Origin of the sequence: Dictyobacter arantiisoli (assembly GCF_008326305.1) — a bacterium.
Classification (GTDB): Bacteria; Chloroflexota; Ktedonobacteria; order Ktedonobacterales; family Ktedonobacteraceae; genus Dictyobacter; species Dictyobacter arantiisoli.
This window is the reverse complement of record NZ_BIXY01000023.1, coordinates 46,537-66,062: the sequence shown is the minus strand read 5'-3', so window position 1 is coordinate 66,062 and position 19,526 is coordinate 46,537. Positions and strand designations below refer to the sequence as shown.

Here is a 19,526-nt window from a genome sequence, read left to right as displayed (position 1 = left end):
TTCTACATTACACACCAAAAAGATGTTTGAGCACCGTAGGTGCGAAAACTCATGTACAGAGACCGTGGAGGCCACGGGAGGCTGACACTCTCCATGAGAAGAGCGCCAGCCATAGTCTGAGTTTTGGTTGATACATTCTTTACGCGTAGCGCTTGAAGATCAAGCTGGCATTATGTCCACCGAACCCCATCGAGTTGGAGAGCGCTACGTTTACTTCGGCATGACGTGCTTCATTGGGTACATAGTCGAGGTCGCAGGCTGGATCTGGATGTTCGAGATTGATGGTTGGTGTGATGAGATTATGTTGAATGGTGAGAATCGTGACGGCCGCTTCGACTGCTCCCGCAGCCCCAAAGGTATGGCCGAGCATTGATTTGGTTGAGCTTATCGCAACTTTATAAGCATGCTCACCAAAGCAGTTTTTGATGGCGTCGGTCTCGGTTGAATCGTTGAGGGAGGTAGATGTGCCATGAGCATTAATATAATCAACCTCCTCGGGCCGCAGTCCGGCGCTATGCAAGGCGAACTCCATGGAGCGTACCAGTCCATAGCCGCCAGGTTCTGGCTCGGTAATATGATGGGCATCTGCTGTCGAGCCATAGCCCACTAGCTCCGCGATAATGGTCGCGCCGCGTTCCAGGGCGAACTCGAGATCTTCCAGAATCAGGATGCCTGCGCCTTCACCCATGACAAAGCCATCGCGCTCAGCATCGAAGGGACGACTGGCGCGCTCTGGCTCATCATTGCGACGTGAGAGCGCATGCATATTGGCAAAGGAAGCCATACCCAGAGGAGTCACAGCTCGCTCGGCTCCGCCCGCCACCATCACCTTCGCCGTGCCACGGCGGATCGTCTCCCAGGCTTCCCCAATTGCGTTGCCGCTGGTCGCGCAGGCAGAAACCGCCGCCCAGGCTGGTCCACGTGCCCCGATCAATTGCGAGACCATACCGGGAGCTGCATTGATCATCAGCATAGGAATCAAGAAAGGGCTGACACGTGTAGGTCCTTTGGCATGCAGAACTTCAAACTGCTCGTGCAGTGTCGTCAGGCCACCCACGCCGCTCCCGATACATACACCAACCTCTGGAGAAAGTTCCGCGCTAATCTCAAGCTGTGCCTGTGCCAGAGCCTGACGCGAAGCCGCCACCGCCAGATGCGTAAAAGGATCATTGCGGCGGATATCTTTACGATCCATATAAGGACTGGGATCGAAATCTCGCACCTCACCCGCAATCCTCACGGGATACGCGCTGGCGTCAAAATGGCTGATCGGCGCAATCCCTGAACGCCCATGCACAAGCGCCTCCCAGGTATCCTCAGCAGTATGTCCCACGGATGTCACGAGGCCAAGCCCGGTAATAACTACACGTCTCATCGCTAAAACTCCTTTTGAAATATCATACCCTGCCCGCCGCTAGCGGTATCCAGGATTATCAGCATCGTCCTGCCCAACTTCATCTCAAGCAGCATACGTGTAGTCAGCCATTCCTGTCAAGCTGTTGATCTCGCCTTCATAGGAGGTCATCATTCACACCCTTATGGTAGAGAGTTCATCTCTTCCCGCAAGGGTGTGGGTGGGCAACGCGTTGGGTTACTTCGATTATGAGCGATGCAATCCCGCCAGCAGATGCTGCCGGGCTTCTGCTTCTGTTTTCGCCAGGCCAACCTGAAGCACCAATGTATTTAATAACTCCTCCGCGATGGGTGTCTGTGTATACTGCTCTACCAGAGGTAAAAGGTCAGGGAAACGTAGCTGCACAAATGACTGCAAATTCTTCAGCATCCCCTGCTGTAGGCCTTCTTGCAACCCCTGCTGTAGGCCTTCTTGCAACCCCTGCTGTAGGCCTTCTTGCAATCCTTCTTGCAATCCTTCTTGCAATCCTTTTTGCATTCCTTGTTTCCAACCGGCTTCTTCGCCACGCTGGCGGAGTTCGCGAAAGGCCCAACTGTCATTCAAAAGATCTTCTAGCATGCCAAACCTCCCGTTCAGCCATTGTTTATCAGTTTGTTTGTCAAACACAAGTGACGTTATACCATAGAGCAGAGAGAGCGAATCCTTATTCTTGTCTGGATCGCCCTTCAACAGTTCGGTAATCGCCTCCTCCACTACTTCCCGCCGGGCTCCCTCACGGGTGAGCGGTGCCAGAGGAAGCAGACCTTTGAGCCGCTTCTGGAAGAGTTCTGCGGTTGGTATTTCCCAGAGTTTGATAATATCAAAATGAAAGCGCAGGATCTCTCTTCCCTTATGATTATATATCACGTAGGGTGAAGTGAGCGTGATAGTGTCTTTTCTCAAAAAGATGACGACTGAATAAATGGGGTATTTGAACTTGCTGCCTGCCAGCACATTGTATTCCAGCAGGCGGTGTGCCATCATTGTGTCCCGGTGCGTTTGAAATTCGAGATGCAAGCCATAGCGTGCATCCTTGATGCGCATCGCATATAAACTGTCCGCGTTGCGTATTATTTCCAACTGGGGTGAAAGTTCTTCTTCAATCACCGCGCCATCCACCAGCCAGGTGGCGTAATCCTGCGCGGAATGTGCGAGCAATTGTTTGAAATGAGTATCCCATGATCCTGGCATACGATTTTTCCTCTTTCCTCACGTGCCACATCTTCGACATGCAAGAATCATAGCTGATGGAATGGGAAATGTCGAGAGATTTTGATCCTATTTTGTGTTTCATGAAAAAGTTGTAATGAATGGCCTTCATGGAAGGCACATGAGATATTGACTCGTTTAACGCATGGACAGTGCCATTGGCTGCGTGATAGTCAAGGTTGATAGTGCGGACATCGATGAGCGTATTGGCGGCCGCGCGTGGCCTCTCCGTTGAAGCAAGCGTTGTCATTAGAGGGTCCCTTTTTGCACTGCCTGTACCTGCTTTTTCAACGCTTTTCTTTCGTTCTTCAGGTTTTTTCGTTCCATGCGCAGGCGTGGATTGGCAATTTCATCGATACCAAAGTTGATCAGCGCCAGACCAGCACCCAGTAGCGCGATACAGAGGCCGGGCGACAAGAACCACCACCAGGCACCCAGCGTGAGCGCATCATTATTGCCAGCCCAGTAGAGGATGATGCCCCAGCTGATGCTGTTGCCATTGCTGAGTCCGAGAAATTCCAATCCAGTTTCCGCCAGAATAGCATAAATGACCGTACCCAGAAGTTGCGCCGCGACAATGGCGATCTCATTGGGGAAAATCTCGAAGAAGATGATGCGTAGCGAGGATTCACCGCTGGCACGCGCGGCCTCCACACTATCCCGATTGCGCATCGAGAGCGTTTGTGCCCGCATGACTCGCGCGCCCCATGACCAACCTGTCACGATCAGTACCACCGCAATCGTGAGCGGTCCTTTATACGCGACAAAAGCGGCCAGCAGGATCGCCAGAGGCAGGGTCGGCAGGACCAGAAAGACGTTGGTGATAAGCGAGAGTACCTCATCAATCCAGCCGCCGTAGTAGCCGGAAACCAGGCCGACGATGACCGAGATGATCATCGTTACGATACCAATACCAATGCCCATGACCATTGATAGGCGCGTGCCAATGATCATCTGAGCGAGAATATCCTGCCCCTGTTGCGTGGTGCCCAGCCAGTGCGCCGCCGAGGGAGCTTGCAAGAGATCCTTACTGGGTTCACCGGGATCGATGGTCACAAAGAAAGGACCAAACAGACCTACCAGGGCGAAAAAGCCGACGATAATCACGCCAACCAGTACCTTGCGATTCTGGGTCAGCATCTGCCAGAGATCCCGTAAGCGCAACATGCGGGATGGCTTTGTCGCTGTAACAGATGGAATACTCATAACACTAGCCCTTTCCTGTGCGCACGCGTGGATCTAAAATTACATACAAGACATCGGCCATCAGATTAGCGACCAGTACCGCGATTGAAATAACCAGGAAAATACCCTGTAAGAGCGAGTAGTCCAGGCTCTGCACCGCTTGCAGCGTGGCATATCCAATCCCAGGATAAGAGAAGACAACTTCGGTCAGAATTGATCCGCTGACCACAAAGCCAATGGAGAGCGCAAACTGCGTCACATTTGGCAGGATCGCATTACGGGCCGCGTACGAAGTCATGACACGCCAGGTTGTCAGTCCCTTTGCCTCCGCCATCAAGACATAATCTTCTGACAGCGTGGTGATCATGGCATTGCGCATACCGAGCATCCAACCAGAAATTGAGCCGATGACAATCGTCAGTGCGGGCAGGAAGGCGTATTGAGCCGCGCTCAGGATAAAATCTATCGTCCAGCCCTGGTCAATATTATCCGCGTCATAGCCACCATGGAGCGGGAACCAGCCCAGTTGTGCACCAAAATAATAGAGCAGGATCAGTGCCAGCCAGAAGTAAGGGATGGCCGAGAGAAAAGTAAAAAATGGCGAGAGAATCGTGTCCATCAGGGCACCACGCCACCACACGACGACGATACCCAGGATCGTGCCGATGACAAAGCTAATTACCAATGAAACACCGACCAGCACGATGGTCCAGGGTAGTTCCTGGGCCAGTACGTCAGTGACGGGCGTAGGCATATAGGTAACGGATATACCAAGATTTCCATGGATAAGATTGAGGATGTATTGGAAATATTGTATATAGAGTGGATCATGGCTGACGCCCAGTGAAATTTCCAGGGCATGCAGCGCCTGTGGAGCTACCCGTCCATGCATCTTTCCAACCAGTGCCTGGGCCGGATTTCCTGGCGCGAGGTGCGGAATCAGAAAGTTGAGCGTGACAGATGCCCAGAGCGCCACCAGATAAAACAGAATACGGCGTAATATATGACGCATACAATCTCCTTCTGAGGAGTGATTTAGAGACAGACCAGGGTACGGACGAAAGGATGACGAACCGTCTGAATCAGCTATTGGGTAGTCTAAAATAGGAAGCGAGGGGCGCACACAACGCATGTGTGCTCGCTGGATGCGTCCCTGCTGGCTTGCCGTCGTACCCCCTGTCTACTATTCAGATGGAATGAACGCTGTTAGTTGACTGGATGTAGATTCAAGATTACATACTCGATATCGGGATATTCGGCTGTGCCTGGCGCGGCATAGGGATTGCTCTGTGTCGGCCAGCCAGTGAATTTCGCGGTACTGTACTGATACCAGTAGGGTTCGTAGGTCAATGGAATGCTGGGCAGCTGTTCTACCAGGATTTTTTGGAGACCCTGAATGGCTTGCATCTGGACTGTTTTGTCGGTTGTGCTGGAGTATTGGTTTAGCAGTTTGTCGGTGGCTGGATCGCTCCAGCGCTCATAATTGGAGGCCGCGAGCTGTCCAATCGGTGCGGTGTTTGTGCTCCCCAGCAGCGCGTTATAGAGATAATAAGGCGTGGGGCCGGGATTGGTCCATAGCATGGCGGTGTCGTAGTCACCGAGCTGGAGATTGTTGTAGTAGGTGTTATAGTCAATCGTGTTGACGGTGACTTTCATCCCCGCTTTGTTCAGGGAGCGCGACATCAATTGGGCATCGTTGATCCAGTCGGTGAAGCCGCTAACTACATTCAGATTAAAGGCCAGTTGCTTGCCATTTTTCTGGTAGATGCCATCGGAACCTTTGGTATAACCGATGCTCTCCAGCGTGCTGGCAGTCTGGGATGGGTTATAGGTGAATTTCAGCCCCTTGTATTCTGGCAGGAGATAGCTGCTATTGGTTGGCAGCAGGCCGGTTGGGGTTGCCGCTGGCTCATAGCCACCTTCACCCGCAGTATTTAACTGATCTCGATCAATTGCTGCGCTAATGGCTTGACGGACGGCGAGCTGATTGAAAGGTGCTTTTTTCAGATTCAGGTAGAGGTACACAATGTCACTGGTCGGATACCAGTAGTGATAGTCTTTGCTTCTCGCTACAAAGGACTTCTCGACATTTTGGATATACAGGTTTGTCCAGTCGATCTGACCATGTTCTAGCGCCAGTTCAACCCCACTATTGGAATTGAAGGCCGGGATCTTGATAGTTGTGACTTCTGGCTTGCCTGGCTGCCAGTAATTTTTGTTTTTGGTCAGAGTTACCAGCTGTGGGGTAAAGTTTTTGGTCACATAGGGACCAGTTCCAATCGGGTCTGGATCGCCATACTGGCTGGGATCACCTTTGATTTTTGACCATGTGTGGCGTGGCACGATATAGGTCTGACCACCCAGATACCAGAGAATTGGGAAATAGGGCTTCGTCAATGTCACGGCCACGGTACTGGCATCGGGTGCCACGACGCTTTTGATATAGGAATCCATACCATTGACGTCCAGCCCCTGATATTTCTGGATAAGTTGCAGAGTGAAGACGACATCATCGCTGGTCAGTGCCTGTCCGTCCGACCATTTTACGCCCTTACGGATCGTAAAAGTGACGCTGGTGGCATCGCTGGCAACCTTATAATCGGAGGCCAGCCAGGGCTTGATCGAGCCATCCAGACGGTTGTATGACAACAGGGTTTCATAGATAAGTCCCTGGGTTCCACCAATCACACTACCAGAATAAGGATTATAATTTTTCGGATAGTCGCCTGACTGGTTGGCCTGTAGTACTAAGGTCGAGTTTTTGTTGCTTGTGGTACTGGTTGTACCACCGCTACCACAAGCAGCTAGCACGGCGGAGAGAATAATGAGCAATGATAGAATCAGTTGGCCGCGATTGACCTTGACTTTCTGCATAAATAAGGTTGAACTAGCCACCGATAACCTCCTACTTTCGCTGATAGCGAATAAACAGGGTTACTCAACGACATAAAATCGTGCTACAGCATCCTCTCATAAGAGAAGATGATAATTAAGGTAGACAGTTGGCTAACGAGCTTGAGATAAGTGCTAAAGATAAAAATACTCATCCATAAGTGCCACTAGCATGCGATAGTGTATGGTATGGAATTAATGGACAGTATTGGAAGCAATCACTTTTTGATACCAGTGGCCGCTGGCTTTCATGATGCGTTTCTGCGTAGGATAATCTACATAGACGATGCCAAAGCGCATTCTATAGCCTTCCGACCACTCAAAGTTATCCAGCAGTGCCCAGACGGAATATCCAGCCAGAGGGACGCCCTCTGCGATGGCCGTATGGACCTGCAAGAGATGCTCGCGTAGATAGGCAATGCGCCGGGGATCGTCAACCGTATCGTCAGGATTGACAGCATCCGCGAAGGCCGCCCCATTTTCAACCAGATAAATACGTGGAACCGCATACTCGCGATGGAGTCGAGTCAACATATTGTATATACCTCTGGGATAGACCTCCCAGTCCATTTCGGTGTGCTCGACACCCTCGACATCGACGGATGGGTATTCACTGAAGGCCGTGGGATCGTGCTTGATCACTGACCGGGTATAATAATTGGCACCCAGGAAATCGAGGGGGCGAGCGATAATCTCGGCGTCGCCGGTTTCCGTTTTGGGAACATAATCCCCCAGATGCTTCACAACATCCGCGGGATACGCGCCCCGGAAAATCGGATCGAGGAACCAGCGGTGCATTTTCCCATCCATAAAACGTGTGGCCGCCACATCCTCGGGCGTATCGCTGACAGGATCGAGCTGTGTGAAATTGAGCGTAATCCCGACGCGTGTTTTTTCATCACCGTTGGCACGGATAATCGGCACTGCCAGTCCGTGGGCCAGCAAGAAGTGATGCGTGGTCTGCCAGGCCAGCCGGACATCTCTGGCTCCCGGCGCGTGAATGCCGATCTCATGGCCCTCAAATGCCGTCACCGCTGGCTCATTCAGCGTAAGCCAGTTGTGGATACGTGAGCCAAAATGTTTTGTCACCACATCGACATATTCGGCAAAGGCATAGGCTGTTTCGCGATTGGCCCAGCCGCCAAGTTCATCCTGAAGCGCCTGCGGCAAATCCCAGTGATAGAGAGTTGCGAATGGTTCAATGCCAGCTTCCAGCAGCGCATCAACCAGGCGATCATAGAAGTCCAGGCCCAATTGATTGACCGGCCCGCGACCAGTTGGCATAATGCGCGGCCAGGCTATCGAAAAATGATACATCTGCACGCCGAGTTGTTTCAGCAAAGCGATATCCTCGGCGTAGCGATGATAGTGATCGCATGCGACCAGACCACTCTCATTGTTCACGATCGTGCCTGGAGTGGCACAAAAGCGATCCCAGATCGACTCACCGCGCCCATCCTCATGTGCCGCCCCTTCCACCTGATAACTATACGTGCCGGTTCCCCAACGAAATTGTTCAGGAAATTGAACCATAGTTCCTCTTTTCAAACTCATTGTCACAAGGTTCCTGACAATAGTGCTGGCAGTTTCTCGTGATCTTGATGAAATTTAAATGTTATTGAACAATGAAATAATAGTAACGTATGCTTCACCGTAATGTCAATATCTCTATAGAAATCCAATAAAAGAATGTTCTTTTTATCCATGTACCCACTCCGCCTCATGCTTGCTAGTTCGTAATTCTCGCATCAAGCATACTCTGTGGTTAAACTATCTGTAAGAGTACTCTTGAATTTTCGTCAGCAATTGACTTTTCTGTCAAACTCAATTATGCTATTTTAGTGAATATTGCGATGAAATAATAACAATATGATTTCATGAAACTCATTGCTATTGAATAACAAGGAGAGTTTTAGGACGTGGCATCATCAATAACTGCTAAAGACGTCGCCCAACATGCAGAGGTGTCTGTGGGCACTGTTTCGCGGGTCTTTAACAATCATAGCAATGTCAGTGAGGAGATACGGCAGCGCGTCCTGAAAGTCGCCGCTGATCTGGGATATTTTCGCTCCAGCAATCAGCCTGCGGCAACTAATGCGACGGGGCGTGTCCTGCGCGAAGTTGGCTTTCTCTATTCTTCCAGTATTGAAGAGACGCCAGCCACGACCGATCCTTACTGGGCCCCTATTTTTCATGGCGCGGAGAGCGCATCGCGTAAGGCCAACATCAAAATTACCTATCGTACAATTACCGATATTTGTCGCGTTCCCCATTTATTGACAAACATGCTCTATGAGATGCGTCTGGGCGGTATTTTACTGGTGGGACAGGCAGACGCCGCCACAATCAATAGTATTCGGGCCACGCGCACCCCGGTTGTCCAGGTGGATAACTACGCGCCCGATCTCTCTGTGCCCATTGACACGATCCTGCCTGACAATGGGCGAGGAGCGGGCATGGCGATGGATTATCTCTTCAGTATGGGGCATCAGCGCATCGCTTTTATCGGTGGCCCCACACTCCCCGGATCACGTCCAGCCTATCGGATACACTCGGTGCAACAACGCTGGATGCAGTATTGTATGGCGTTACTGGATCGCGGTGTACCTGTAGAATATGACCTGGTGGAAGCTGGAAATCTGACGATGGAAGGAGGCTATAAAGCCTGCAAGCGTCTGCTCGAACGAAAAGTAGATTTTAGCGCTATTTTTTGCGTGGATGATATTACCGCGATTGGCGCTATGAAGGCGCTACGCGAGGCGGGCCGTAGAGTACCAGAAGATGTTTCATTGATTGGCTTTGATGGCATTGATCTGGGACAACATATTACGCCTGCCCTTTCAACCATCCGTGTCGATGCGGAGGCTCTGGGCGCTGTTGCACTGAAAACCTTACTTGAGCGAGCTAACGAGCCAGATGCTCCCTATGTCACCCGCTTGATTGGTGTGGAACTGATCAAAAGGGAAACAGTTGCTCCGGCAAGATTGACATAACAAGAGCCTGCTATGTTGCTTCATAGACCAACCTATAGCGTAAGCACACTAAACCCATGGCGTAAGCACAAAGAACGATTTTCAATGCTTATTGCGAGAGACATGCTTATTGCGAGAGACATGCTTAGCGGAAAAGAGGAAGACCCGTGGAACACAACGTCAATCGTCGTCACACGCGCTTTTCTTTGGTCCCAGTGGGAATGATCCTTTGTAGTGCGATCCTCGTATGCTCATTATTTTTGTTGCAGATCACCAATACTCACGCGGCCAGCAGTGCCTATGTACGCTTGAATCAGGTGGGCTATATTACCGGTGAAACCAAACAGGCGATATTGCTGGCATCTGGTTCGGACAGCGGGGCCAGCTTTAGTCTGGTTAATACCACCACGGGAATAACCGTCTATAGCGGCACGGTCGGCAGCAGTAAGGGTAGCTGGAGTAGCACGTTCCCCGATACCTATTTGATTGATTTCTCTTCTTTCCAGACTGCAGGCAGTTACAGTATTCATGTCAGCGGTTCGATTAAAGCAACATCCCCAACCTTCAAGATCGATAGTGGCGCGAACCTCTATACGAATTTGTTGTCTAATGCGCTCTTCTTCTATCAGTCGCAGCGGGATGGCGCGAACGTCAACTCAAGCGTGCTGAACCGTCAGCCCTCTCATCTCACCGACCAGACGGCATCTATCTACAGCACGCCCAGCTATAACAGCAGCGATACCTTGCAGGGTTCGTTGAAAAAGATCGGTGGTCCTATCGATGTTTCGGGTGGCTGGTTTGATGCTGGCGATTATGTCAAATTCGTAGAAACCGCCAGTTATACCGACGCCATCATGCTCTTTGCCGCACGCCAGTATCCCGCCCTGCTTACTGGCGGCTCGGCAGATATCAATGGTGAAGGTAAGTACGGCCTGGATTGGTTGCAGAAGATGTGGAATAATTCCACAAAAACGCTCTATTATCAGGTGGGCATCGGCGATGGCAATGGTGGTAGTATCCTGGGCGATCATGATCAGTGGCGCTTACCACAGGCGGATGACAAGTTGAGCGTCTCATCCAGTAGCCCTGCGTACTACATCAAATATCGTCCTGTCTTTGAAGCTGGCTCAGCTGGCGCGCAGATCAGCCCGAATCTGGCAGGTCGCCTGGCTGCTGATTTTGGACTCTGCTATCAGTTGTACCACACCAGCGATCCCACTTATGCGAACCAGTGTCTGAGCAGCGGTGAGACCGTCTTTGATCTCGCGAAAACCAGCAGCGTCAGTCAACTGCTGACCACGGCTCCAAATGATTATTATCCAGAGACTGAGTGGCGTGATGATATGGAGTTAGGCGCGACCGAGCTCTACAACGCGACCGCGCTGGGGAATCTGCCCTCAGGACTGGCTCATAGTGATCCTTCATTCTATCTGAGCGCAGCCGCCAAATGGGCCAACGCCTATATCACAGGACCCAATGACGGTTCTGACTCCCTGAATCTCTATGATGTCAGTGGTCTGGCCCATTATGAACTCTATAACGCCATTACCAGGGCGGGCAATCCCAGTGGCCTGGCCGTCTCACAGGCCAGCCTGCTCAGCGATCTCAAGGCGCAACTGGATGCTGGTACCACGCAGGCAAAGAGTGATCCTTTTGGCTTTGGTATCGCCTATGCTGGTGCTGACGCTACGCCGCATGCTCTTGGCTATGCGCTTGAAGCCTCTTTCTATGATCAACTGGCAGGGGTCAGCACCTATAAAACCTTTGGCCTGACGCAGCGTAACTGGGCGCTGGGTTCAAACGCCTGGGGCTCATCCTTTATCGTCGGGGCTGGCAGCACCTTTCCCAATTGTATGCAATCTCAGATTGCTAACCTGGCGGGATCGCTGACTGGAGGCTCACCGCTCCAACTTGGCGCGGTCGTCGACGGGCCAAGTGCTACCTCCAATTTCAGCGGACTGAGCCTGCAAAGTGGTATGAAAGCCTGTCCGCCCAGCGGTGGTGACATCTTCAAGACCTTCACAGGCAAAGGGGCCCGCTACTATGACAACGTCGTCGCCTGGCCCAGCACCGAGCCCGCCGATGACTATACCGCCCTCAGCATCCTCGTCTTTGCCCAGCAAATCTAATCCCTGAGCCAGACAGGATTCTGCAACGAGAGATGAGCGCATTGTCCTTCCCGCGCTCATCTCTTGGGTCGTTCACACATTTATGATAGAACCTGCGTAACTTCTGTTTTATCGCATCTGGATGGCGGCCAGGGTTTGTCGCCATGCGTCTGTATTGGGATCGATGATGGTGAAATGGTCGGCTTCGGGCACTTCGAGATAGGTGATCTGGTCACCAGCGGCGTGCGCTTTACGGGCATAATTCTGGCTGACAATTAAAGGGACATGCTTGTCGGCGGTTCCGTGAACCACGATCTGGGGAATGCCCAGTGGGAGATGGGCGGCGGGCGAGGCGGCTGCGTAACGCTCCGGTACGGCTGCTGGCGTGTCCCCAAGCAGTTCAACTACCGCGTCGTGGCTAAGATGCAGTTGATACGCCTGTACCAGATCGACCACGCCCGCGAGGCTGACGACTGCGCTCAGGTGCAAAGGGGATGTGGCAGTCGCCAGTGGACTCTCTTTGGAGAGTTGTGGTCGCGTCGCCAGCCAGCCAGCCAGATGTCCCCCCGCCGAATGCCCCACTGCGATGACGCGTTGTGTATCCAGTTGATAAGTAGAGGCGATTTCATATATATAATCGGTGGCCTGCGCGACATCCAGGAATGTGCCGGGCCACGCGCCTCCGGTATTTCCGACGCGACGATATTCTATATTCCATACCGCATATCCATGTTGGGCCAGATTCTTCGCCAGCGGATGCATGAGCGTCAAATCATAGGCTTTGCGCCAATAGCCGCCATGCACCAATATGACGACGGGATGTGGTCCGGTACTTTTTGGAAGATATAATTCACCGTATTGCCAGCGACCTTTTCCATATGCCAGCCTCTGACGGCTCTGTGCGCGTTTTTCATATTCAGAAGAAGAAGACTGCATTGTAATTCTATACACCTTTCGTCGTAATTGATTTATACTAGAGAATAGCAGGGCGACGCTCATGATTTCCATTTGTAACACAGCAATGATGATCTCTTTGAGTATAGCGTATGCTTGTTGCCTTGAGTAGCTTTTTGGTGCTGTAAGACGTGAAGAAAGAGAGACGATGGCGGCGTGCAAAGGCAAGAAATTGAACAGTATTTGCAAGAACTGGGTGATGAGTTGGAGGTGCAAGGCTTTGAAATGCCGGTGCGGGTCATGGTGGTTGGTGGCGTTGCGATGCTCTTTCTGGCCTATAATCGGGAGTCAACTGAAGATGTCGATGTGGTCTTGATGGATATTGAAGGTGATTCATCCACCAATCCGACCCCTGAAACGAAGGCCTTCAAGTCGGCTGTGCATGCGGTGGCGAAGCGCTACAAGATGAAGCGTACCTGGATTAACGATGATGTGGCATATTTTATCCGGGACATGGCCCCTAATCCAGAGGCATCTCTCTGGCGTGCGTTTAAGAAGTTGCATGTGTATCTGCCATCCAAAGAATATATCCTGGCCTTGAAGCTGATGGTCTATCGGCAGAAGGATATGTCTGATATTGAGGCGCTCCTCAAGCAGCTCAATGTGGAAACACGCGAGCAAGCACAGGCTATTGTTGATCACTTTATTCCCGATGATGCCTATAAAGAACATTATCAAATCGAAGATACGCTGGACGAGTTGTTTTAAGATGCTGTAAGCTATTTTATTTTTTGCTAGCTTGACGTCCTTATTGTAGAGATGTAGTGTTACACCAGAGCTTATCCAGGAAGTTTCATCGTCAATTGGCCGCAGGATGATTGGTCCGCATGTTACAATACAAATAGGAAGACAGGAGCGAGGTGTCCAGATGAAGACGTGTACCGAATTGCAGACAATGGCAGTTTCTTATCAGGAGATTTGTGCTGGGGCGGACCCGTGGTTGCCGCTGGGAAATTTTATGAACGATTTTTTCGGCAACTTTACGGAGCAACGTGCGGAATTACTGTTGGAGCCATTACAATTACCTGATGATCCGAGCGAGCACGAGCTACGCTGGGCTGTCTTTTGTATTGCTTCGGTCGAATATCTCAGCCTGCGCTATGACCTGCCCATCCCTGCCTGGATTAATTATCCTGCCTATCGTTTATGTCTGGATGAAGCCTGGTATCAATCGCCGGGTGCGCATAAACCCAATGTACGCGAGCGCCTCCAACGCGATACGCCCGAGCCATTTGCGCGCCGCAACGTCTACTGTGGCGGACGCGTCTTTGCCAATAAATATGAACTGGCCGCCGAACTGCGCCAGCGCCGCTCAGCCTAAACATCCCTCACGGGCAATGCCGCTCAAAAACGAGGAATGTAGGGGAAAAGCACAAATGACGAAAAACGTATCTCAATCATGATTCTCGGTATTTGAGCGGTATTGCCTGTGAATGGCGGCTGCTACATGTAATTCATTTTTTTGTGTGCTATACTTCTGCTACAGATACTGTTTTCCTTTGCTCTATGGATGTTGGCGTGAGTTGGGAGGATGAAGCAATTGGATGATAAAAATTATCTTGGAACGCAACTCGATGTGGCGTCTTCGTCAGGCGATCACGATATCCCATTCTGGTCCTGGCGTCCTCTGCTCTTGATTGGCAGCCTCTCTTTGTTCTACATTATTACTGCTCTCTTCACCCATGTCTTTCGTCTTCCTCTGCTTCCGGTTGTCCCACAACCATCGCAACCATCAGCCCTACGCCACTATTTCTCGGCAGTACAGCATGTGACAGGCACCTTCTCAGGATCACATTTTATCTATCTCGCGAATGGTTGGTTGCAGGGACATCTCTATATCAATCAGCCAGTAGGTGGTACAGGCGATTATACTTTTTTTCATGGACACTGGTATGTGGCGTTTCCTCCCTTGCCAGCTGTCTTCTTCCTGCCTCTGGTCGCTATCTTTCACTATACCCATCAGCTGGAACTCTCGTTGGGCGTCGCGCTATTTTTTGGGATTGTCAACATTGTCCTGATGTTTTTTGTGCTACAGCGTCTTCCGGTGCTGGCCTTTGCTCACATCGCATGGCTCCTCAGCTTTTTTGCGTTGGGCACTGAATTGTTTTTCGTGACCATGCAGGCCAGCGTCTGGTTTCTCGCGCACGTCATCGCCACTACCTTTCTCCTCTGCTATCTGCTGGAATTGATCGGTCCGCGCCGTGGCTGGCTGGCTGCCCTCTGGTTAGGATTGGCCGCCCTTTCACGCAGTACTGTTCTGTTGGCCTTTCCCAGTTATCTCATTCTGATTTATCTCTCTGAACGGCAGAAGCCGCGTCTGATGTGGCAGCAGGTCCTCACGTTTAGCTGTGTGCTGGGCGCTTTTGTCACTGGTATGCTCCTCTACAATCTGGCCCGCTTTGGTTCTCTCCTGGATTTTGGCTATCTCAGCATGAACGTCAGCCCCAGGCTAAGCTACAGACTGCATACCTATGGACAATTCAGCTTGCACTTCTTATCCACTAACATGTATTATATGTTTATCCAGCCACCACAATTCCTGACCATCTGGCCTTATCTGCAATTCAATCCCTGGGGAACGAGCATCTTCTGGACCATGCCAGCGCTCTACAGGGCTGTGCGTGTCTTTCTAGCGCAGCCATCCTCCTGGCTCCCGTGGGGAATGCTGGGAGGATGCATCTTGCCGCTGGGAGCAATCCTGCTCTACTTTAATACTGGTTGGTATCAATTTGGCTTTCGCTTTGTACTGGATATCCTTCCTTTCCTCTTTGTGCTCGCTGTTTTCGGCTATCGAGGACGCCTGCCCTGGTACGATAAAGGTCTGATCGGTCTCTCAATTGGCTTGAACCTGTGGGGCTGGATGGATTTCCGCTATTTCCCGCCTCTCCATTAACTTTTATCCCCAAATGCCTGTTAATAATATATACTGATAGAGGAGAAATGTTTAAATGTATCGGATGTAACTGATGCCTACATCTTCCTTCATGATTTCAATGGGATACTCTGTTTGAAATGGAAGAGGTTATTGGGATCATAGGTGGCTTTGACCTGTTGCAGGCGGGCCAGATTGTTGCCATAGTACGCTTGCTGCCAGTTAGACAGGTCGGGATCAATATAGTTTTGATAGGCGCTACCGCTGGCATAAGGACGCATGCCCTGCCAGGTCTGATCCAACCAGCCAATATTGCCCGCAATGGTTCTCTGCGTATCGTTCGGAGACCAGGTGGCGGTATATTGAATCGAGAAGAGCGTGTTGCGATGGACAAAGGCCGTGGCATCCGGTGCGACCTGATTGATTTTTCCTCCGAAAGCATCAATGCCGATGCCAGCCGTGCCTGAGGTTGGCGATATCTGCCGTTGCTCGATGGCGTTGACGAGCGTTTTGATACCCTGCTGGGATAATCTTCTGGTAATATAATCCGATTTGGCTTTAGAGGTGTCGCGTTGCAGGCTTCCCTGAGGACCCATACCGGGTAAGCGACACGCTTCGATGCTTTTATTGTAACAACCCGCTTCATAGAGCATGGTATCCAGCACGCTGGTTGTGTTACTATAGCGACCAGTTGGCGCGACGCCGACCTTATCAATGACCTGTTGCAAGAGTGTATTCAGTGGACCAAGATCGCCAACATAGACGCCGTTAATGCGTACCAGTGGATCTCCCTGACCATCGCTACTTGTCAGGAGCAAGCAATTGGACCATAGTTCGTCAGGCGCGCTGGGAGCCCAGTTTTGCCAGGCATCCAGGACAGCAGCGGCATTGCTCCATGACCAGCTCAAGGTAAAGATTGAGAGCGTGTTAAGTGGATAGGTGCGGAAGGTGAAGGAGGTGACGATACCAAAGTTGCCACCGCCTCCACCACGCAGGCCCCAGTAAAGATCAGCGTTGTTCTGTGCGTCACAGGTGACGAGGCGACCATCCGCCAGAACTACCTGCGCGGAAAGCAGATTATCACAGGTCAATCCAAATTTGCGACCGATCACGCCGACGCCACCACCCATAGTAAGTCCAGAGATACCAACAGTTGGACAGGAGCCACCAGGGAGGATTCGATTGTGCTGCGTGAGCGCTTGATAAATATCGATCAGGCGTGCGCCACTTCCGATAGTTGCATTGCCTGATACGGCATCAATGCTAATAGAGTTCATACGGGTCACATCGAGCAACAATCCCGTGGTGGTTGAATAGCCCGCATAGGAATGTCCACCCGCACGCGGCGTGACTGGCAAATTGAACTTGCGCACAAACTCCAGGCAAGTCTGGACATCTTTGGGTGAAGAGCAGTAGGCAATAGCAGCCGGTTTGATCGTATCAAAGCGTGTATTAAACAGTTGATGTGCAGTCTCATATTGAGCGCTATTCGGCCGTAGCAGCGGACCAGCCAGCTTCTTGCCAAGCTCTGACCAATCTTGTTCTGATAATACAGGGGCCTTCGTCGGAGTAGGTTGCGCCGCTTTTGTCGCCGCGCTAGTAGCTGTTCCAGTCGGAGTTGGATTAGCATTAGCCGTTGGTGCCGTCTGGCAGGCACCCAGCAGAATAGGTAAAGTACCGGCGGCGCAGAGCGAGAGAAAATTACGTCGGCTCACCTGATTATCTGTCAACCACTGTCCACTATTTTTCTGTTTATCCATACGAGTATCCTTTTATATATTACTATTGATAGAGCTATTGGTGCATCTCTTCGCTATACTCTCGTCTCGCTAGCCGTATCAGTATTGGATTATCTGGAGTATACATAGATTTTAATTGATACACGCATGGAATGCTGTGACTAGCTTCACATTTTCAGCAGAAGTACACGTCCAAAGGACAGCACTCTGTCGATCTCAAGCAAGCTCCGGCAAAGGAAAACGATGCAGGATGGCACGACCTTTGTAATGGGTCATGCCATCCTGCAGGATAAAAGTTTTGCTTCTCAGGTGTACAGCGTAAGACTAGGGTTCGGTCCCCCAGATGAGTTGGCCTTGATAATAGGCAGTGATTTTGGTTGAAGGTGCGTAGCTGGTCTGGCTACCGTTGAATGAGTAGTCGTTGGTTTCGTTATAGCTTGTCCAGTCGCTTTTATTGATACGGTTTTGAATGTCTCCAGTATTAGCACCCGGAGCCAGATTGCCTGCGCCAGTACCGAAACCGATTTGTAGATAGTAGTCGGCGTTGGTGCGACCGCTGACCGCTACAAATGTGCCTTTGATATTGGTACAGCCAAGGGCGGCATAGTCGCAGCTATAGGTCTGAGCCTGATTGCTGTCGATGGTATACCAGTAGCGGACAGTGACATCGCTTAGGTTGATGCTGTTAGAGCCTGTGTTGACAAGCTCGATAGAGGGTGAGATCTGGTTGACGGTAGTAGAGCCTGGATTTCCTACCTTGTAGTTGACCTGCAAGTTGATACCGGTTACCGGCGTGGGTGTTCCCGTGCCGCCGGACGTTGGCGTGGGTGTCGGTGTTCCAGTTGCGCTACCGCTCAATGCGAACTCAATCGGCGTAAGATAGGCTTGCTTGGCCTGGTTGACGGTTGTCCAGTCGTCCTCCAGGATGCCTCCCGTATCGCCTGAGTCGGGATTCCAGCACCAATAGGTCCAGTTCAGGCCGCTGGCTCCTTTGCCCAGATAGTTGGTAATTGCCGTGAGCCATTGTTTATCGGAGGTTGTGGCAAGCGTAGTGCCAAATTCGCCCAGCCAGACCGGCGCGATATTCTGTTTGGCAATATAGCCCCAGTGTTTGTCCCAGATGGCCGGCAGATTGTTAGGATAGGTCGGATCGCTGAACCAGGGCTGGCTGGCGACATCCAATGGATAGTCGTGTGCGGAGTAGACGACGCGGTTCGCTACGTTCAATACTACTGGCTTACTGGCAACTCCTTCGAGATTGCCTCCCCACCAGTAGCAATCGCCGCTCGTCGCGCCATTAGGTCCATAGCAATCGACGCCTTCCACAAAGATCAGCCAGTTGGGATTGACACTCAAAATGGCATTGCCACCTTTCGTGGCCGCTATTTGCCAATCGACCGTTGGATCACCACAGCCCCAACAGGCGGGGGAGTGTGGCTCATTATGCAGATCGGCCCCGATGACCGTAGGATTATTCGCATAACGTTGCGCCAGCATCTTCCAATCCGAGAGCCAGCGGGATTCTGGATAGGCCGAGGTATACCATAGGGCTGATTGTGAGCCTGAGTCCGGGCGATGCTGATCTAGAATGACTTTCATGCCCTTCTGGCCCGCGTAATTGATGATCTTATCCATGATCTGAATGCTGCTCAGTCCTTGCAGATCAGGATTCTTGTTATAGTCAATGCTATTTGGAGCGCTCCCGGCATCAAATAGTTGATTTGAGAATGGTAAGCGAATCGTATTATAGCCCAGGCCACTCATTTGATCGATCATATCTCTATAGTTGCGTGTCCAGAGTCCATGGGCTACATAGTTTCCGGTCTCAAATCCAAACCAGTTGATTCCTGTAATGCGTACCGGCTGATTATTGGCATCCAGGATTTGTGAGCCGTTGGTGTGCCAGTAGCCGCTCCCGGCTGCTTTGGCTTCATGGCTCTGAAATTGAAACATTCCCATACTGAGTATAAATGCTAGCGTGCCCAACATCAAAAATGAACGGCGCCAGTGCCATCCGTTCGTCCTATGAACGTGTATGATAAGCATGCAAGCTTCCCCTTTCAAAAAAACATCGGCCTGCATCGGCGGATGTTCTATAAGATCTCTCTTATGCATAAGCTATCAGCCCATGTGCCGTCAATCAATTGTGTAGGACTGAATAAGAACTGACTAGATTTTTGTCATTTTTTCTTCATTTTTGTG

The 19,526-nt window shown here is 51.1% G+C and carries 14 protein-coding genes; 5 read left to right on the top strand and 9 right to left on the bottom strand.

All coding sequences use genetic code 11. The annotated features are described in order from the left end of the window. Positions 1 to 139: 139 nt before the first annotated feature. The 6 genes from fabF to F1593_RS09895 all read right to left on the bottom strand — a co-directional run bounded on the left by fabF (position 140) and on the right by F1593_RS09895 (position 8,212). Positions 140 to 1,375: a beta-ketoacyl-ACP synthase II gene (gene fabF / locus F1593_RS09920; protein WP_149401396.1), complete on the bottom strand. Its 1,236-nt coding sequence runs from the start codon at positions 1,373 to 1,375 to the stop codon at positions 140 to 142. A 225-nt stretch (positions 1,376 to 1,600) separates the two neighbouring features. After that, on the bottom strand, positions 1,601 to 2,584 hold the full coding sequence (locus F1593_RS09915; protein ID WP_149401395.1) for an RpnC/YadD family protein: 984 nt from the start codon (positions 2,582 to 2,584) through the stop codon (positions 1,601 to 1,603). A gap of 267 nt (positions 2,585 to 2,851) precedes the next feature. After that, the gene (locus F1593_RS09910; RefSeq protein ID WP_149401394.1) at positions 2,852 to 3,808 is read right to left on the bottom strand and encodes an ABC transporter permease; all 957 of its coding nucleotides are present in this window, start codon (positions 3,806 to 3,808) and stop codon (positions 2,852 to 2,854) included. A 4-nt stretch (positions 3,809 to 3,812) separates the two neighbouring features. Further along, a complete protein-coding gene (locus F1593_RS09905) occupies positions 3,813 to 4,799 on the bottom strand; it encodes an ABC transporter permease (RefSeq protein WP_149401393.1) in 987 nt (328 codons plus the stop codon). A 194-nt stretch (positions 4,800 to 4,993) separates the two neighbouring features. Further along, positions 4,994 to 6,682, bottom strand: a complete 1,689-nt coding sequence (locus F1593_RS09900; protein WP_235932537.1) for an ABC transporter substrate-binding protein — start codon at positions 6,680 to 6,682, stop codon at positions 4,994 to 4,996. A 192-nt stretch (positions 6,683 to 6,874) separates the two neighbouring features. Next, complete coding sequence (locus F1593_RS09895) at positions 6,875 to 8,212, bottom strand: GH1 family beta-glucosidase (RefSeq protein ID WP_149401392.1); 1,338 nt, start codon at positions 8,210 to 8,212, stop codon at positions 6,875 to 6,877. 386 nt (positions 8,213 to 8,598) lie between these two features. Between F1593_RS09895 and F1593_RS09890 the strand changes: the two genes are divergently transcribed. Then, positions 8,599 to 9,672 (top strand): LacI family DNA-binding transcriptional regulator, encoded by a 1,074-nt coding sequence (locus tag F1593_RS09890; RefSeq protein WP_149401391.1) that lies wholly within the window; start codon positions 8,599 to 8,601, stop codon positions 9,670 to 9,672. A 146-nt stretch (positions 9,673 to 9,818) separates the two neighbouring features. Continuing rightward, positions 9,819 to 11,780 carry a glycoside hydrolase family 9 protein gene (locus tag F1593_RS09885; protein ID WP_149401390.1) on the top strand — a complete coding sequence of 654 codons (1,962 nt, stop codon included), beginning with the start codon at positions 9,819 to 9,821 and terminating at the stop codon, positions 11,778 to 11,780. Between the two features lie 108 nt (positions 11,781 to 11,888). Here F1593_RS09885 and F1593_RS09880 read toward each other — a convergent pair whose 3' ends face one another. Continuing rightward, positions 11,889 to 12,695 (bottom strand): alpha/beta hydrolase family protein, encoded by an 807-nt coding sequence (locus F1593_RS09880; protein WP_149401389.1) that lies wholly within the window; start codon positions 12,693 to 12,695, stop codon positions 11,889 to 11,891. Between the two features lie 174 nt (positions 12,696 to 12,869). On the opposite strand from F1593_RS09880, the gene F1593_RS09875 reads away from it, so the two are divergent. From F1593_RS09875 to F1593_RS09865, 3 genes are all read left to right on the top strand, one after another. Next, the gene (locus F1593_RS09875) at positions 12,870 to 13,421 is read left to right on the top strand and encodes a DUF6036 family nucleotidyltransferase (RefSeq protein ID WP_149401388.1); all 552 of its coding nucleotides are present in this window, start codon (positions 12,870 to 12,872) and stop codon (positions 13,419 to 13,421) included. 160 nt (positions 13,422 to 13,581) lie between these two features. Continuing rightward, complete coding sequence (locus F1593_RS09870) at positions 13,582 to 14,034, top strand: hypothetical protein (RefSeq protein ID WP_149401387.1); 453 nt, start codon at positions 13,582 to 13,584, stop codon at positions 14,032 to 14,034. Between the two features lie 219 nt (positions 14,035 to 14,253). Further along, positions 14,254 to 15,606, top strand: coding sequence for a hypothetical protein (locus F1593_RS09865; protein ID WP_149401386.1), 1,353 nt, complete (start codon positions 14,254 to 14,256; stop codon positions 15,604 to 15,606). 89 nt (positions 15,607 to 15,695) lie between these two features. Here the strand turns inward: F1593_RS09865 and F1593_RS09860 are convergent, their stop codons facing one another. After that, a complete protein-coding gene (locus tag F1593_RS09860) occupies positions 15,696 to 17,345 on the bottom strand; it encodes an FAD-binding oxidoreductase (RefSeq protein ID WP_149401385.1) in 1,650 nt (549 codons plus the stop codon). Between the two features lie 303 nt (positions 17,346 to 17,648). Then, positions 17,649 to 19,283 carry a cellulase family glycosylhydrolase gene (locus tag F1593_RS09855; RefSeq protein ID WP_443092061.1) on the bottom strand — a complete coding sequence of 545 codons (1,635 nt, stop codon included), beginning with the start codon at positions 19,281 to 19,283 and terminating at the stop codon, positions 17,649 to 17,651. Between the last annotated feature and the right edge of the window lie 243 nt (positions 19,284 to 19,526).

What these genes read in the sequence shown, in the direction of transcription:
- fabF (WP_149401396.1), bottom strand. Translation starts at nt 1,375, where the DNA reads ATGAGACGTGTAGTTATTACCGGGCTTGGCCTCGTGACATCCGTGGGA.
- F1593_RS09915 (WP_149401395.1), bottom strand. Translation starts at nt 2,584, where the DNA reads ATGCCAGGATCATGGGATACTCATTTCAAACAATTGCTCGCACATTCC.
- F1593_RS09910 (WP_149401394.1), bottom strand. Translation starts at nt 3,808, where the DNA reads ATGAGTATTCCATCTGTTACAGCGACAAAGCCATCCCGCATGTTGCGC.
- F1593_RS09905 (WP_149401393.1), bottom strand. Translation starts at nt 4,799, where the DNA reads ATGCGTCATATATTACGCCGTATTCTGTTTTATCTGGTGGCGCTCTGG.
- F1593_RS09895 (WP_149401392.1), bottom strand. Translation starts at nt 8,212, where the DNA reads ATGGTTCAATTTCCTGAACAATTTCGTTGGGGAACCGGCACGTATAGT.
- F1593_RS09880 (WP_149401389.1), bottom strand. Translation starts at nt 12,695, where the DNA reads ATGCAGTCTTCTTCTTCTGAATATGAAAAACGCGCACAGAGCCGTCAG.
- F1593_RS09870 (WP_149401387.1), top strand. Translation starts at nt 13,582, where the DNA reads ATGAAGACGTGTACCGAATTGCAGACAATGGCAGTTTCTTATCAGGAG.
- F1593_RS09860 (WP_149401385.1), bottom strand. Translation starts at nt 17,345, where the DNA reads ATGGATAAACAGAAAAATAGTGGACAGTGGTTGACAGATAATCAGGTG.
- F1593_RS09855 (WP_443092061.1), bottom strand. Translation starts at nt 19,283, where the DNA reads ATGGGAATGTTTCAATTTCAGAGCCATGAAGCCAAAGCAGCCGGGAGC.